The organism is Streptosporangium sp. NBC_01469 (assembly GCF_036227305.1).
Classification (GTDB): Bacteria; Actinomycetota; Actinomycetes; order Streptosporangiales; family Streptosporangiaceae; genus Streptosporangium.
Genome location: NZ_CP109465.1, coordinates 1,904,780 through 1,920,157 on the forward strand (window position 1 = coordinate 1,904,780; position 15,378 = coordinate 1,920,157).

Sequence of the window (15,378 nt, forward strand, 5' to 3'; positions counted from 1 at the left end):
CGAACCGCGATGACCGCCCCTGATGCCTGTCCGGCGCCAAAGCCTCGCTCATAGCGCTGACCTGTGGTTTTGTGCTGTCGGCAGCGCAACGCCCACGTCGCGATCCTCCCTGTCGGCAGCTTCGAACAGCACGGTGACCACCTGATAGGTATAAGCGGCGGCGCGGCCCTGCGCTCGGCCGCACGCTGCGCGGGAACGGCCTGGGCCCGTTCTCGCGCGCGCCCGTGTTCGGGTCGTCCCGCACCGGGATCGGACCTGCCCGAACTCAGGCCCGGGGAAGGGCCTTACGACGTGCGGAGGATGCCCTGCACGCCTCCACCAGAGTTCACCGCCGACCTCGTTCACTGGAGACCCCGCACGAACCCAGCACAGGGGCGCGGCAGGAACCTTGTGGACAGCCGGTAAGACCGGGCCGCTCTCGGCCACTACCTGGTGAGTGTCAGTGAAGGAGCCTGGGTGCTGAACCAAGAGGAGTTCGCCGCGTTGTTCGATGCGTGCCGTCCCCGCGTGTACGCGTACGCGGTGAGCCGATGTGGCCGCCGGCTGGCCGAGGAGGTGGTCAGCGAGACGTTCGTGGTCGCCTGGCGCCGGCGTGATGACATCCCGGCCAAGAACGCGCTGCCGTGGCTACTGGGCGTCGCGCGCAACGTGATCCGCGACGTCCACCGGGAGGAGCTCCGGCGGGCGGCGTTGGACGACGCGTTACACGGCTGGGCCGACGAGATCGGACCCGATGTGGCTGAAGAGGTCGCGGAGCGCGCGGCCGTGTTGAGGGCGCTGGCCACGTTGAGCGACGAGGACAAGGAGGTGCTGATGCTGGTCTCGTGGCACGGGCTGACCTCGGTGGAGGCGGCCAAGGTCGTCGGGAGCTCTCGGTCGGCCTTCTTCGTACGGCTGCATCGCGCCAGGCGGCGTCTGAAGGCGGCCATGGACGACGTGACGGCGGTGCGCGCTCGGCGCGCGCTGGTATCGGAGGAGGAGCAGTGAAGCGGAAAGACGTCCTGGACGTCCTCGCGGCGGCCCGTCCCGCCGACCTCGACCCGCCCGGGACATCCCGCGCACAGGTCGTGGAGCTGCGCGCGCCGGTCAGAAGTCGGCACGCCACATGGCTCGGAGCGGTCGCGGCCTCCCTGGCGACGGTGTCCGTGATCGCCGTCATGGGGGTTCCCCGACTGATGGGCCAAGACACCGTCACCGGGCAGATAGCCGGCGGATCCTCGGCAAACGTCCTGGACATGGCGGCGGATCGGGCGGCCGGTCAGAGACAGACGCTCGGACGCTACTGGCACACCTCGGGCCTGATCCTCGGGGAACAGCTCATCGGCTCACCGGACAACCGGTATCGGATCAGAACTCGTGCCCAGACGAGCCGCTGGGTGCCGCCCGGCCCGGAGTACATGGTGTTCACCGAGCGCGGCCTGCCTACGGTACCGGCCTCGGCGGCGGACGAGCAGGCATGGCGACGGGCGGGCGCGCCCAAGCTCTGCGGCAACGACTCCAATTGCGGGAACGACACGGCGCCGCTCGGACGCACCCGATTCATGTTCATGCCCAGTACGTGGCCGATCCGCGACCAGGGTCTCACTCTTTCGGCGAGCGATCTGCTCGATCTGCCTCGCGATCCGGACGTGCTGAAGAAGCGGCTGCTGTCGTTCTGGCCCGCTTACGAGAAGACCATGGCCGCCTGGCCGTCACCGCCCCCGGGGGCATCGCTGCCTACCGAGGAGTCCTGGCTCCTGGACCTGTCGCTGGAACTCCTTGAGCACTCCCCGATCTCGGCGGGGACCCGCGCCGCCCTCTACCGGATGGTGGCGAGCCTGCCCGGCACCCGCGCCTTGGGCCAGGTCCGGGACGCCGAAGGGCGCCTGGGGATCGGTGTGGGATGGCGACGGGCGATAGGGGACGGGTGGAGCGAGACACAGCTCATCGTGGACGAGCCCAGCGGCAGGCTGCTGGCGCTGCAGCACGTCGTGGTCGAGCAGGCGTCGCAGGATCCACCCGGTGCCGACGGGATTGCCGGCCTGCCCGCGGGGTCTATCTACCACGCGCTCGTCTACCAGAAGGCCACCTGGACGGACACCCCTCCCACTCTCCCCGCCGACTGCCCCGCCCCGAAGGAGAACGGCAGGAACGAGTGCCTCGGATGACGCCACGCCCTGCCTCATCCCGCCGTCGCTGAGCCGGGAGCACGAAACGTCAGGGCCGGCCTTCCGCGTGACCGTGAGGCGGACGGGCTCCGGCCCTTCCGCCTCACGGGTGTCAGCACACGATGAAGATGCTCTTCCAGCCGACGGGCGTCCTCTGCTCCGCGTTGCGGTTGGACGGCAGCTCGAAGTGCGTCACACCCTGCGTGTTGGGCTGGTTGTACATCCGGCCGCTCTGGCCGTCGCCGTACCACTTGTACGACCCGTGGAAGGGGATGTTGGACGGGCCGCACCGGTCAATGACCACCGACCGGCCGGTGAAGCCCGGCCCTTCGTAGGCCACATACTGTGAGGCGTAGGCGGCACTGCCCATGACCGCGACCATGGCGGCGGAGATGACGGGGACGAGGGCGATTCGCTTCACGATGATCCTCTCGACGGTCCAGTGATCCACTCCGCGTATGCGTACCATTACCGTGAGTGAACGAAACATGCTGCGCATGGTCTGGACCGCTCGCCGAAAGCACCGCCGGGGCAATGTGTTCGAACAGGTGGCGAGCCGGTGTGTGTGTCCGCGCCCGTTCCACCGTCGCCGAACGATCCCGTCGACCTCGGTGGCACGCCGTCGTACTGGGCCGGCCCTCACGATCGCCTGATCGGGGCCGGCTGTGGCCGGTGGTCGGGGACGTTCGCGGAGCCGGGGCTGAGGCGCGGAGCCCCGGCTCAACGGCGGTGCCATTGGCGGTGGCGCCGCCGGCGGCGCCGATGCACTTGCCGGTGGTCCGGTTCGTGATCGTGCCCGTGTCGGCGACGGCCGGCTCGGCGACGGCGATGGCGAGTGCCATGGACACGGCGAGGAGGTTCTTGCGCAGGGGGATTTCATGTCGGGCTGTTACGTCCAGTTCATGGGGGGCTTCGGCGAGTGACTGGATGCGGTCTACGCGGGGGCCGGTGGTGCACCGGGACACGTGTCAGCCGGGCACCGAGCACCTTGCTCGCCGGTGCCTGCCACAGGCGCTCGCGATGTTCGCGAAATTTGAAGGTGACCGGTATGTCAAGCTCGAGTCAGGGCCGGCCTCGTCCCGTCGTCACCGTGGAGCGTTCCGAGGGCCGACGTCGGCGATTCGGCGTGCTTTTCAATGAAAGAACTCTCATGCCGGCCTCAGGGTCGCCTCACCGCCGGTCGTGATGCTTCGTGTTGGGCCGGGTAGCCGCTCGGGCCGAAGCTGACGGAGGAACGACATGAGCAGGATCAGAATGGCGCTGGCCGGAGCCGTCCTTGGTACCGCTGTCGGAGCGGTGGCCGTCGCCACCCCGGCGTTGGCCGAGGAGCGCGCCTGCCGTGGCACCCTCGGCGCGGTGACCCTCGACAACGTGCGCGTGCCGCAGGGCGCCACCTGCACGCTCAAGGGAACCCGCGTCAAGGGCACCCTCAAGGTCGAGAGGAACGCGACCCTTGTCGCCCGCGGAGTGTACGTCGTCGGCAATGTCCAAGCCGAGGGAGCCGCCAGTGTCTCGGTCGTCGGCGGGTCGGTCGTCGTCGGCAGTGTCCAGGTGAAGCAGGGCGGCGCGGCCACCGTCGAGTCGTCGCGGATCAACGCCGACATCCAATACGACGCCAACAGCCGCTACCTCAGGGCCAACGGCAACCGGGTCGGCGGCAGCGTCCAGGTGGTCGGCAACCGCGGCGGCGCGCAGATCAACGGGAACAAGATCAAGGGCAACCTCCAGTGCAAGGAGAACCGGCCGGCGCCGACCGGGAAGGCCAACGCCGTCGGGGGCAACAAGGAAGACCAGTGCAGGGGCTTCTAGCCGCCCCATGACGCGCTCGGCCTCGCGCGGGGCGGCCTCGCGAGGCAGTGCTTCGCGAGGCCGCCGCTGCCCATCGAGGCTAGCCGTCGGCGTGGCTAGCCATCGGAGCCGCTGTCGCAGTGCTGCTGCTCCCAGCTTCCGGTCCGGTAGCAGCAGTAGTAGTAGCAGTCACCCCTCCACGTGCACTGGCCGGGCGGGGCTGAGACGGGGGCGGCCTGCCAGGCCGACGTGCAGACGCCTGAGCCGGAGGCTTGCGCGGTACCGATGTCGGCGCCGAGTCCGATTCCGGTGACAAGGAGCGTGGACGCCGCCAGCGTGACGGCGAAGAGCGAACGCTTGAGCATCAGAGATCACTCCCTGAGGTGAGGAGCGAACCCCGATTGGCGGGGATGGCGGACGTCGGTTCCGGGTCTCGGGATACGACGATGCGGCGCTGAACATCTATCAGGCTAATCGTGGCCTCAGTCTCCTCGCGACGGTCTTGAGGGGTCTTCGCACGACGGGGACGAGCGTGTTCTACGGTGTGGCGAGTGCCTCTGTCGGGGAGAGCCGGGAGGCGCGGACGGCGGGGTAGAGGCCGGCGAGGGCGCCGATGACCAGGGTCGTCGCGAGGCCGCCGATCGTCGCCCAGGCGGGGAGCACCACCGGCCAGCCCTGGTAGAGCGCGTATCCGGCGGTGACGCCGGTGCCGAGGAGGATCCCGCCCGCCCCGCCCAGGGCCGAGAGCAGCAGCGACTCCGCGAGGAACTGCGTGCGGATCTGCCCGCGCGTCGCGCCGAGCGAGCGGCGCAGGCCGATCTCCGGGCGTCGTTCCAGCACCGAGATGACCATGGTGTTGGCCACCCCGACGCCGCCGACGAGCAGCGCGACCGCGCCGACCCCGAGGAGGAGCCCGGTGAACGCCTGGCTGGTGGCCTGCTTGGCGGCGAGGGCGTCGGACGGGCGCGAGACCTCGACCTCGTTGGGCGCCTGAGGGTTCGCCGTACCGGCCAGGACCGAGCGGACGGACTCCAGCCGCGACTCGTCGGAGCGGGTGTAGAGGGTCGTGGGGTGCCCGTCGAAGTCGAGTGCCGTCTCCGCGACGGGCCAGCCGACCAGTGCCGCGTCGTCCAGTTCGGTGGCGAGCGGCACCGGGGCGAGGATTCCGACGACGGTGAACCGTACGCCGCCGACGACCACCTGGGCGTCGGGTGCCGCCGCGCCCACCCCGAGCCGCTCCGCCGCCCGTGATCCGAGCACCACGGCCGGATAGCGTTCGGTGGCCCCGTTGAGCCAGGTGCCGCTGCGCACCGTCGCGCTCACCGTGGACAGGAGGTCGAGGCGGGCGGCATGGGTGGAGATCCCCCCGGTCTGCGCCTCGGAGATCTCCTCGGACCGGTAGACCTTGGCGTCATCGACGCGCCCGGCCGCGGAGGCGGACTCCACGGGGCCGATCCGCTCGATCATCGCCTCGGCGTCCACCGGCATCTTGGCAGTCTCGCCCAGCAGTGTCCGGCCGGACGAGACGGTGAGCAGGTTCGTGCCCAGTGCCGAGAGCGTACGGTCGAGTTCGGCGCCCGACGAGGACGAGATGCCGACCACGCCGACCATCGCGGCGATGCCGATGGCCACTCCGAGCGCGGACAGGAACGCCCGCAGCGGGCGGGTGCGCAGGCCGACCGCGCCGACCCGCATCACGTCGCGCGGTCGCATCCTGGCCGGGACCAGCTTCGGCAGGTCTGTCCGATCGATCACGGTCATCACGCCACCCCGGATCCGGCGCGCCGCGGTGACCCGGCCGCCTGGGTCCCCTGGGTCCCCTGGGTCCCTGACGTCGCGGAGGCCGCGGAGGCCGCCGACGTCGGGGAGATCGCGGAGTCGGGGACGGCTGTGAAGCCTGAGCCGATCACCGGGGAGCCTGAGTCGAGCACCGGACTGGAGCCGATCACCGGGCCTGAGCCGATCGCTGGATCGGAATTGTTCACTGGGCCGGAATCGTTCGCTGAGTCGGAGACGATCCGGCCGTCGCGCATCCGCACCTGCCGGGGCAGGCTCGCGGCGATCTCCCGGTCGTGTGTGATGATCACGATGGTGGTGCCCGAGGCGTTCAGATCGCGCAGCAGTTCCATCACCCCGGCTCCGGAGACGGAGTCCAGGGCGCCGGTCGGTTCGTCGGCGAGGAGCAGCGGGGGCTCCCCGGCCACGGCTCGGGCGATGGCGACGCGCTGCCGCTCACCGCCGGACAGCTCGTGCGGCTCGTGGTCGAGGCGATGGCCGAGCCCGACCCGTTCCAGTGCGGCCGAGGCCCGGCGCCGCCGCGCGGACAGGCCGAGGCCGGTGTAGAGGAGACCGTCGGCCACGTTGTCCAGCGCCGGGATTCTGGCGGCGAGGTGGAAGTGCTGGAAGACGAAGCCGATCCGCGTCGCCCGCAACGCGGAGAGCCCGCTGTCCGACAGCTTCGAGACGTCGTACCCGTCGATGCGTACGGTTCCGGAGGAGGGGAGGTCGAGCGTGCCGACGACGTTGAGCATCGTCGACTTGCCCGAGCCGGAGGGGCCGGCGATGGCGACGAGCTCGCCGCGCCCGATCTCCAGGGAGACCGAGGCCAGCGCGGTGACCCCGCCCGGGTAGACCCTGGTCACATCCGACAACGAGATCATTTCGGCATCCCCACGGTCATGCCCTCGACGAGACCGTCCCCGGAGATCTCGACCCGGCCGCCGGAGAACAGGCCCGTCCTCACCGTGAGGTAGCGGGACCCGGTGCCCTCGACGACCTCGACGCCGAATCCGCCCTCCTTCAGCGCCACGAGCGCGGAGACCGGTACGGTCAGCACGTCCTTGCGCCTGGACGCCGTGAAGGTCACTTCCACCGCGGCCTGGTCGAGGCCGGCCGCCGCCTTCTGGCGGCCGAGGGAGACGAGCGCCTCAAGCCTTGTCTCCGGGTCCGCGTCCGGGCCCTCCCCGGGCTCGATGATCGTGGCGACCTCGGTGACCTTGCCGGCCACCCTCCCGCCGTCGGGCATGGTGACCGACACCTTGGCCCCCTTCTTCGCCATCCGCCGATCTTCCGCCTGCAGCTGGACGGTGACCACCTTGGTGGTGCCGGTGTAGGTCAGCACCTTCTGGCCGGGGGCGACGGGCTGGCCCGCCTCGGCCTCCAGACTGTCCACGCGGATCTTGCCGCCGGCGAAGACGACCCGGCCGAGCTCGACGACGCCGGTCTCCTCCAGGCCCCGGTCGTCCTGCCACTGTATGACCGCCGAGGCGGTGGCGTCGGTGTACTCGTCGTCCACGGTGAAGCCGGTGTAGCCCAGCTTGTGGAGGTTGTGCTCCAGGCGTCTGACGTCCGGCCCCTCGGTGCCGATCCGCATGTCGCGATAGGCCGGCGTCGAGCCGTACATCAGCACCACCGGTTTGTTGTCCACCCTGTAGAGCGACTTGCCACGGGTGACCTGGGCGCCGCTGTCCGGAAGCCAGGTGACCGTGCCGGGCTGCCGGCTCACCGCGGTGGTGGCCGGGCCGTAGCCGAGCTCGCCGTCGGCGTCCCGTGTGTCGGTGAGCGTCTGCCGCTTCACCGGGGTGGTGGCCGGAGGCAGGAGGCCCGCCGTCCTGTCCGTTCCGGTGCCGCCCGGACCGATCATGCCGCTCGTGGCCGCGGCGGCCGTTCCTAGGATGACGACCGCGACGACCAGTCCGGCGATCTTCTTGCCACGGCCGCGGCCGCCGCGTCGCCGCGAGCGAGGAGAGGACGCGTCCATGTCCGTCCCGTCGTCGAGGGTGGCCGTGTCCATCAGAAGCCCTCCTGGCGGGTTGGACGAGGGTGGGCGCGTCTCAGGGGGAGCGTGATCGTGTCCGTCTGGAGTCTCCCCCTGTCCCAGGGGAGCGTGATCGTGTCCGTCAGGAGCCTCCCCGCGTCCCAGGGGAGCGTGGCCGTGTCCATCAGGAGCCTCCCTGACCCGCTTCGGGCAGGAACTCCTTCGAGCACTTCTCCTGCGCCGTCTGGAAGTCCGGGTCCTCTCCGATGGCCCCGGTTATGCGCAGCCCGCCGCCGCTCTCGGGGTCCGGGAAGGCCTCCACGCCGTTGTCCCGCATGCACTGCGCGAACTTGCGCATCGACTCCGCCCTCTGCGGGTCCGGCCCGTTCGGTCCGGCACCGCCCATCGGGGAGAACTCCTTGCAGGCCGCCGTGGCCTTGTCCACCGTCTCCTTGCCGACGCTCTTGTCGACCCGGATGGTGACGCCCTTGCCGGGTTCGGGGTCGGCCATGTCGACGCCGTTCTCCCGCATGCACTGGGCGAACTTGAGTCCCCTCTCGTGCTGGTCCAGGCTCGGCGCGGCGCTGCTCACGGCGGGCTTGCCGCCACCGCCGCCCGTGGACGCCACGTCCGCGCCGGTGTCGGCCGTACCGCACCCTGTCAGGACCAGGGCGAGCGCCAGCGCGCCAAGAACTCTCATGGGTTTCTCCTCTTCCGACGGCCGGTTCTCCGCCGGCCGTTCGAGAGGTGATGCAACAGGAGAGCGCGTTTCGGTCGCGTTTCCATCGGTGCTAACGGTGAGCAAACACCGCATACGTCACCATCACCTTGTCCGTACACGACGAAGGGGCGCGAAAACGCGATGCGAGTGCTGGTGGTGGAGGACGAGCGCATGCTGGCCGGCGCGATAGCCGAGTGGCTGCGCGGCGAGACGCACGCGGTCGACACCGCGCACGACGGCGAGGCGGCGCTGGAACGCATCGCGGTCAATGACTACGACGTGGTCGTTCTCGACCGCGACCTGCCCCTCGTGCACGGCGACGACGTCTGCCGGGAACTGGTCGAGTCGGAGTCGACCGCGCGGGTGCTGATGCTCACCGCCGCCGCGGAGATCGGTGACCGGGTGGCCGGGCTGTCCCTGGGGGCCGACGACTACCTGGCCAAGCCGTTCGCCTTCGCCGAGCTCGCCGCCCGTGTCCAGGCGCTGGGACGCCGCTCGCGGCCGGCCGTGCCGCCGGTGCTGCGGCGGGCCGGGATCACCCTCGACCCCGCGCGCCGGGAGGTGTTCAGGAACGGACGGTACGTGCCGCTGTCGAAGAAGGAGTTCGCCGTCCTGACCGAACTGATGCGCGCCGACGGGGCGCTCGTCTCCGCCGAGCGACTGCTGGAGAAGGCGTGGGACGAGCACGCCGACCCGTTCACCGGCGTGGTGCGCCTCACCATACTCAAGCTCCGGCGCAAGCTCGGGGAGCCGCCGGTCATCGAGACGATGCCGGGGGAGGGATACCGGATCGCATGATCATCGACAGGTTGCCGCGCCTCACGCTGAGGATCCGGCTCACCCTCGTGTACGGCGCCCTGTTCCTCGCCGCGGGCCTGACCCTGCTCGGCGTGACCTACCTGCTGTTCAACCAGCAGCTGGCCCAGTCCTTCGCCGACAGGTACGGGGGAGTCAAGGACGGGCAGAAGGAAATGGTCGTCATCAACACGAACGGCCACCTGTTCACCGGTCCCGAGGCGGTCCAGTGGCTGCAGCGGCAGGAGGAGGAACTGCGCAGCGCCGCGGCCACCTCGCTGCTCACCCAGGGGGCGGTCGCGCTGGCCGTGGTCGGTGCCGCCGCCGCGGGCCTCGGGTGGGTGGTCGCGGGGCGGGTGCTCGCCCCGCTGCACCGGGTGACCGACACGGCGCGGCGGATCGCGGTCACCACCGTCGCCGACCACGGTCTGCACGCGAGGATCGCGCTGCGCGGGCCGGAGGACGAGGTGAAGGAGCTCGCCGACGCCTTCGACACCATGGTCGAGCGGCTCGACCACTCCTTCGACGGTCAGCGCCGGTTCGTCGCCAACGCCTCGCACGAACTTCGCACCCCGCTGACGCTCAACCGGGCGCTGGTCGAGCTGGCCATGCACCGCAGGGCGGCGTCGTCCGACGTCCAGCAGCTCGGCGAGAGCCTGCTGGAGATCAACGCCCGGCACGAGCAGCTCATCTCGGGACTGCTGCTGCTGGCCCGCGCCGAGCACGAGATCGCCGACCGGTCACCGGTGGACATGGCCGACGTGGTGTCCCACGTGATCGCGCAGACCATCCAGCAGGCGGAGGATGCGAAGGTCACCGTGTACGAGGCGGCGGGCCCCGCACCCACCAGCGGGGACGCGCTCCTGCTCGAACGCCTGGTGCACAATCTGGTCGAGAACGGGATCCGGCACAACACCGACGACGGCACCGGCTGGGTGCGGGTCGTCAGCCGTACCACGCCCGACGGACGTGTCGAGGTGGAGGTCAGCAACACCGGGCCCGCCATACCGCCCTACGACATCCCGGAGCTCTTCAAGCCCTTCCGCCGCCTGGGTGCCGACCGCCTGGTCACGGCGAAGAGCGCGGGCCTGGGCCTGTCCATCGTGCGCTCCGTGGCTCGGGCCCACGGTGGCGACGTCACGGGCCGCCCGCGCGGAGGCGGCGGCCTGGTCATGACGGCCGTCCTTCCCCGAGCCAGGGAGTGAGCCGCGCGTCCCGTGAGTTCACCCGGCGCCACCTGGCCGGGCTCACGCCGGCAGCGGTCCCCGGAGGCTCCGCACCCGCTTGGCGTACTGGCGGCGGCCGACGGTTTTCCACAGCAGCCGGGCGATGGCCGGCACCTTGCCGAGGAAGAACCGGCGCTCCTCCGGGGTGGCCTCCTCCAGGATCGCGCCCATCGAGAGCAGCAGCTTCTCCTTGGCGATCTGCCCCACCGTTGGAGACGCCGACGCTCGATCGCCGGGCCGTGACTCCGCGTCGGCACGGCCACTACGTGATCTTCGGTTTCCCCTCCCCGACAGATCACGCGGTGGCCGTGCCGGCCGGCTACGTCCGCGCCGTGTGACGGTGCGATCCGGTGCCGTGCGGATTTCGCGAGGTCGTGCCCGTACCGAAGCGGCTCGTGTCCTGTCCCGCGTGGTTCTTACCGCGACACGCCGCCTCGCCACGGGCTACAGGCATCCGACGGTTTCCGACGTGCTGAGAAGGCCGACGGTGTTGAAGTCACCGGGCAGACAGAGAGGCCCGGCGAAGCTGACAGGGTCCACGACGAAGCTGACAGGGTCCACGGAAACGCTGACGGGAGCCACGGCGAAGCTGAAAGAGTCCACGGCGCACACAGGTTGAAGAGCGACCACGGGACTGGCCAGGGCGCACCCTGCCGCTGTGGGCTTGGATGGCTTCGCGAGCGTTGTCGATCCTGCGGGTCCGCGAGGTCCTGTGGGTCCCGCCGGTCCTGTCGGCCCCGCCGGGCCGGTGGGTCCGGCCGATCCGTCCGCTCCCGGAGGTCCGGCCAGTCCGTCCGCTCCTGCTAGTCCGTCCGCTCCTGTGGGTCCGGGCGGTCCTGCTGGTCCGGGCGGTCCTGCGGGTCCCGCTGGGCCGGTGGGTCCGGCCAGTCCCTTCGCTCCTGCCAGTCCGTCCGCTCCTGCGGGTCCAGGCGGTCCTGCGGGTCCAGGCGGTCCCGCGGGTCCAGGTGGTCCTGCGGGTCCGGGCGGTCCGGCGGGTCCGGACACGGCACTGGTGGAGCTGGTGGCGGTGGGAAGGCCGGTGGGAGAACCGGTGGGAGGACCGGTGGGAGGGCCGGTGGGAGGGCCGGCGGGAAGGTCGGTGGAAGGGGTTGCGCGAGGGACGGTGGGCCTGATGTCGGTGGAGATCAACCTCCCCTTGTTATCGTTATTGTTGTCCAGGTTTGCCCGGACCCGGCTTCGGTGCCGGTCGTCCCTGACGCACCTGTCCCTGCGACCGCCCGGAGGGCATTCGCAGTTACGGGCTCCCTTTGCGCATTGGCAGGGCCGGCACGGGCGAAGAATGGGCTTCTCCGCATGGTGTACGGAATGGGGACGGGCTTTGGCGCCGGCGCCCCCGGTGTCCCCATTGTCGCCGTGGGGCGCGAAATTGAGAAGGTTCGTTTCCCCGGTGGCGTTCGCCGGCGCCTGATTCGACGACATCACGAGGATACTGGCCATCACTGCGACGGCCAGAGCGCCGGCGTGCTTACCGGAAAGGGCTGGCGCCCATCTGCTCCTACGAGGAAGCACGTTATTTCCCCATATCATTACTAATTCCGAATTTATTCGGATCTGTCAGGTAGTCACGGAAGTGACGACGGACAGGAGATACCCGAGGCTTATGTGGATAACGCGCCGCCATAGTTCGGGAAGAGCAAATAAACAGTGTTGTGAAGGAAAACCTGCGCCTCATCTACGATTTGGTTGCATTTATAATGATTATTCGTTCATAGTGTTCAATGGCTGATTTCAGGATGGCCGGCGGGAAAGAGGAACGGCCGGCGCCATGGGGGTCACCCGACTCCGCTGCGGCCCGCTCGCCTCTCTCGTTCCGCTCATCCGATGTACGGGATCCCGGACGACGGGAGCGGCGGTGAGCGGGAACGGCGCCGCGAGGAGGGGAGGGATGGGCTGCCGTGTGCCGTACCGGTGCGCACCGGTACGGCACACGCGGCTCCTCTCCGGTCGGCGGCACCCGATCAGGTGCGGGGGTGGCCGACCGGCCGCTTTCCTCGTCGTGCCGTACCGGGCACCCGGTGGATTTCAGTGACTTGTCCCCGCCTCGGTGGCGCGCCGCGTCTTGTGTTCCGTCGCGGCAGGGCGCGGGGAGTGGCCCATCGGGCTTATTTCTCGCGGATGATGATTTCTGGGAATGACGGGTCCTCCTGGAGTTCCCTCATCATCCTCTCGGAGCGGGAAAGGCGCTCGCGCCCGGCGGGTGCCGCGTTGTCACCCCTGCGCCCGCGGTAGCGGTCGTTGGGACGGTCCTGGTGGCGCTGCGACCTTCCCCGCCACCTGTCGGAGGGCCTCGTCTCGCGTCCGCGATGCTGGTTGCGGGAGGGGTCGGGGCGGCGGGTGAACTGGCCGCCGGAAGTGCTGTCGGCATTCGGCTGTGAGATCGAGCCGAGCGGCTGGGCCTGCCCGATGGTGGCGTTGGCCGGTACCTGGTTCGACGTCATGAGGATGCCGGCGACTGCCGCGATGGCGAGGACGCCCACCTGCCTGCCGGAGTTCGTCCCCGGTGTCCGTCCGCTCTTTCGAGGAAGCACGATATTTCCCCATCTCGTTTCTGGTTCCGAAAACATCTGATATACCTCACTGCCCCATAAGTGGCAGCAGCTAGGAGATACCCCTCGGACCATGAGATAGCGTATTGAAACGGTTGAGGCACAGCAAATAAATAGCACTGTGAATGCTGATGGGAGTTTATCTATTGCTATTTACGATTTTGTCATAGTTGTTCGTACGGTAGGGGAAACAGAGCCACCTGCAATTCGCCGAACCGGATCACGGCGGCGACGCGACAGGCCCTCCCCGGAAGGCGGGGGAAAGATGGAGCCCTCCCTCCCCGGAGGGGGCCCGCAAGGGGAGGGAGGGCTCGCGAATCGCTACCGGTAGACGCGGATGTCGGCCTGGAGCGGACGCGACAGGCGCACGGTGATGAACTCGTTGTTGTCGGGCTTGCCCGGGGTGCGGCCGGCGGAGGACGGGAAGTTGTTGTCGTCCAGCACCCCCAGGGTCCGGTCGTCGAGGATCACGACGTCCTCGATGGTCTGGAACGGGAAGCGGAAGGTCTCCCCGAACCCGCCCAGGCCGCGCGGGTTGGCCAGGTCGAGCAGGTCGGCGACCAGGGTCTTGCGCAGGTCCGCGTGGCGGGTGTCCACCATGTAGATGCGCTTGGTCTTGGCCGCGTCCCCCTGGAGGTTGTCGCGCTCGATGACGAGGAACCGGTGCCGGTCGACCGCGATCATGTCGCCGATCGCGTTGTCGGGGCTCTCCAGCCGGTAGGTCCAGCGCCTGCCGGTGTAGGACCGCCTGCGCAGGTCGAACTCGTTCATCCGCAGCGTCCCGGCGGCGTCGCCGGTCACGGTGCCTTCGAGCAGCGGGTACAGCGTGCGGCCGTCGACCGAGCGCGCCATGCCCTCGAAGCCCTTGCTCCGCCCCAGGTTCGGCTGCTCGCCGTTGAGGGAGGGGTTCTCCGGGGCCTTCACGCCGGGCAGCGGGACCGGAGCCTCGAGCAGCTTGCCCGAGGAGGAGAAGTGCAGCAGGAACGGGCCGAACTCGTCCCCGATCCAGTAGGTGCCGTCGACGGTCCGTACGATCGACTCCACGTCGAAGTCGGCGCCGGTCAGCTTGCGGTCCGGCCGGGTCAGCGGCCAGGTGACACGCCTGTCGGGGTCACTCAGGTTGAATCCGCCCAGCACCGTCACCTTCTCGCGACGGAAGTCGGGCTTCACCCGGTGCACCCGCAGCAGGAAGTCGGCGCTGTTGTCCTTGGCGCCGAAGCCGTTGTCGGACAGTACGTCGAAGGTGCCGTCGTGCCGCCGCACGATGCCGCTGAAGCCCTGCACCGGCTGCCCGGCGAACGGCGGGGTCACCCCGTTGACGGGAGTCGTGCCGAGCTTGGATCCCGACGGCTCGCTGCCGGGGACGAAGGTCAGCGCGGGCAGGGATGCGAACCCGGTCAGCGTGGCGCGCCCGAATCCGGAGTGATCGGAACCTGGGTGACCGGATCCCGTCCGCTGCGAATCCGTCTGCTGGGTCCCCGCGTTGTCGGCGGAGGGAAGGCCGGAACCGGGCTGCCCGGGGTCGGCCACCGCCGGTGCGGACACCGCCAGCGCCAGCACGGCCGCGCCGATGGTGATCGTCATACGTCGTCTCATGGCGGGCACGCTAGGGAACCCGCGTGAACGGGCGGTGTTGCGTCGCGGGCCGTACAGCGAAAACAAGATGCGGACCGTACGAAAAGCTGTCAGAAGCCAGCCGGAAAGCGGTGCGCCGGGGATACGTGAAATGGGACGCAACAGAACGTGTCCCTGAAGCGTCCAGGTCACGCCGTACCGGGGTGAGCGTCCCCGAAGGGGAGGGGCGGTCTCCGGTGTGGCCCGCCCGGTGTTTCGGCGGCAGGGAGTTCGGGGGCGTGAACCTTCTCGCCGTGCCCCCAACGAAATAAAGTTCCGGGCATGAGGATTTTCGCCAACATCACCGAGCTCAAGGCCGCCGTCGGGGAACACCTCGGCCACACCGAGTGGCGCGAGATCACCCAGGAGCAGGTCAACCTGTTCGCCGACGTGACCGGCGACCACCAGTGGATCCACGTGGACGTGGAGCGGGCGAAGCAGGGGCCGTTCGGCGCCACCATCGCCCACGGATACCTGAGCCTGTCACTGCTGCCCTCCCTGATGTCGGAACTGCTCCAGGTGGGCGGCCTGGCCATGGGCGTCAACTACGGGCTCAACAAGGTCCGCTTCCCCGCGCCGATCCCGGTCGGCGCGCGGATCCGCGCCGGGGCCGAGCTCGTCGACCTCAAGGGCACCCCCTCGGGCTACCTGTCGAACGTGCGCATGACCGTGGAGATCGAGGGCGAGAAGAGGCCCGCCTGCGTCGCGGAGACCCTCTCCCTGTACGTCCCGGCGGAGGGCTTCTGACCTCTTTGGGGAGTTT

General features: G+C 69.5%; 15 protein-coding genes and 1 pseudogene. 6 read left to right on the top strand and 10 right to left on the bottom strand.

The window, feature by feature from the left end:
• Positions 1 to 456 precede the first annotated feature (456 nt).
• Both OG587_RS08610 and OG587_RS08615 read left to right on the top strand, forming a co-directional pair.
• Positions 457 to 987 (top strand): RNA polymerase sigma factor, encoded by a 531-nt coding sequence (locus OG587_RS08610; RefSeq protein ID WP_329088498.1) that lies wholly within the window; start codon positions 457 to 459, stop codon positions 985 to 987.
• Entirely contained in the window at positions 984 to 2,147 is a 1,164-nt protein-coding gene (locus OG587_RS08615; protein WP_329088500.1) for a CU044_5270 family protein, read from the top strand. The genes OG587_RS08610 and OG587_RS08615 overlap by 4 nt, the downstream gene beginning before the upstream one ends.
• Positions 2,148 to 2,259: 112 nt before the next feature.
• On the opposite strand, the gene OG587_RS08620 is transcribed toward OG587_RS08615, so the two are convergent.
• A complete protein-coding gene (locus tag OG587_RS08620) occupies positions 2,260 to 2,568 on the bottom strand; it encodes a MiAMP1 family antimicrobial peptide (protein WP_157594637.1) in 309 nt (102 codons plus the stop codon).
• Between the two features lie 818 nt (positions 2,569 to 3,386).
• Between OG587_RS08620 and OG587_RS08625 the strand changes: the two genes are divergently transcribed.
• A complete protein-coding gene (locus OG587_RS08625) occupies positions 3,387 to 3,956 on the top strand; it encodes a hypothetical protein (protein ID WP_329088503.1) in 570 nt (189 codons plus the stop codon).
• A 95-nt stretch (positions 3,957 to 4,051) separates the two neighbouring features.
• Here the strand turns inward: OG587_RS08625 and OG587_RS08630 are convergent, their stop codons facing one another.
• From OG587_RS08630 to OG587_RS08655, 6 genes and pseudogenes are all read right to left on the bottom strand, one after another.
• Positions 4,052 to 4,300, bottom strand: a complete 249-nt coding sequence (locus tag OG587_RS08630; protein WP_329088505.1) for a hypothetical protein — start codon at positions 4,298 to 4,300, stop codon at positions 4,052 to 4,054.
• A 172-nt stretch (positions 4,301 to 4,472) separates the two neighbouring features.
• The gene (locus OG587_RS08635; RefSeq protein ID WP_329088507.1) at positions 4,473 to 5,696 is read right to left on the bottom strand and encodes an ABC transporter permease; all 1,224 of its coding nucleotides are present in this window, start codon (positions 5,694 to 5,696) and stop codon (positions 4,473 to 4,475) included.
• Between the two features lie 239 nt (positions 5,697 to 5,935).
• A pseudogene (locus OG587_RS08640) lies at positions 5,936 to 6,595 on the bottom strand (ABC transporter ATP-binding protein); the annotation flags it as partial.
• The gene (locus OG587_RS08645) at positions 6,592 to 7,728 is read right to left on the bottom strand and encodes an efflux RND transporter periplasmic adaptor subunit (RefSeq protein ID WP_329088511.1); all 1,137 of its coding nucleotides are present in this window, start codon (positions 7,726 to 7,728) and stop codon (positions 6,592 to 6,594) included. The pseudogene OG587_RS08640 and the gene OG587_RS08645, both read right to left, overlap by 4 nt.
• Positions 7,728 to 7,877 (bottom strand): hypothetical protein, encoded by a 150-nt coding sequence (locus tag OG587_RS08650; protein WP_329088513.1) that lies wholly within the window; start codon positions 7,875 to 7,877, stop codon positions 7,728 to 7,730. Before OG587_RS08650 ends, OG587_RS08645 begins: the two co-directional genes overlap by 1 nt.
• Positions 7,877 to 8,392 (bottom strand): hypothetical protein, encoded by a 516-nt coding sequence (locus OG587_RS08655; RefSeq protein ID WP_329088515.1) that lies wholly within the window; start codon positions 8,390 to 8,392, stop codon positions 7,877 to 7,879. The genes OG587_RS08650 and OG587_RS08655 overlap by 1 nt, the downstream gene beginning before the upstream one ends.
• Before the next feature lie 162 nt (positions 8,393 to 8,554).
• Here OG587_RS08655 and OG587_RS08660 point away from each other — a divergent pair, with 162 nt between their 5' ends.
• Both OG587_RS08660 and OG587_RS08665 read left to right on the top strand, forming a co-directional pair.
• On the top strand, positions 8,555 to 9,211 hold the full coding sequence (locus tag OG587_RS08660) for a response regulator transcription factor (RefSeq protein WP_329088517.1): 657 nt from the start codon (positions 8,555 to 8,557) through the stop codon (positions 9,209 to 9,211).
• On the top strand, positions 9,208 to 10,413 hold the full coding sequence (locus OG587_RS08665) for a sensor histidine kinase (protein ID WP_329088519.1): 1,206 nt from the start codon (positions 9,208 to 9,210) through the stop codon (positions 10,411 to 10,413). Before OG587_RS08660 ends, OG587_RS08665 begins: the two co-directional genes overlap by 4 nt.
• 42 nt (positions 10,414 to 10,455) lie before the next feature.
• On the opposite strand, the gene OG587_RS08670 is transcribed toward OG587_RS08665, so the two are convergent.
• From OG587_RS08670 to OG587_RS08680, 3 genes are all read right to left on the bottom strand, one after another.
• The gene (locus OG587_RS08670) at positions 10,456 to 10,641 is read right to left on the bottom strand and encodes a hypothetical protein (protein ID WP_329088521.1); all 186 of its coding nucleotides are present in this window, start codon (positions 10,639 to 10,641) and stop codon (positions 10,456 to 10,458) included.
• Between the two features lie 1,916 nt (positions 10,642 to 12,557).
• The gene (locus OG587_RS08675) at positions 12,558 to 12,983 is read right to left on the bottom strand and encodes a hypothetical protein (RefSeq protein WP_329088522.1); all 426 of its coding nucleotides are present in this window, start codon (positions 12,981 to 12,983) and stop codon (positions 12,558 to 12,560) included.
• Between the two features lie 339 nt (positions 12,984 to 13,322).
• Positions 13,323 to 14,597: an esterase-like activity of phytase family protein gene (locus tag OG587_RS08680; RefSeq protein ID WP_329088524.1), complete on the bottom strand. Its 1,275-nt coding sequence runs from the start codon at positions 14,595 to 14,597 to the stop codon at positions 13,323 to 13,325.
• Positions 14,598 to 14,897: 300 nt separating this feature from the next.
• Between OG587_RS08680 and OG587_RS08685 the strand changes: the two genes are divergently transcribed.
• Positions 14,898 to 15,362 carry a MaoC family dehydratase gene (locus tag OG587_RS08685; protein ID WP_329088526.1) on the top strand — a complete coding sequence of 155 codons (465 nt, stop codon included), beginning with the start codon at positions 14,898 to 14,900 and terminating at the stop codon, positions 15,360 to 15,362.
• The last annotated feature ends 16 nt before the right edge of the window (positions 15,363 to 15,378 follow it).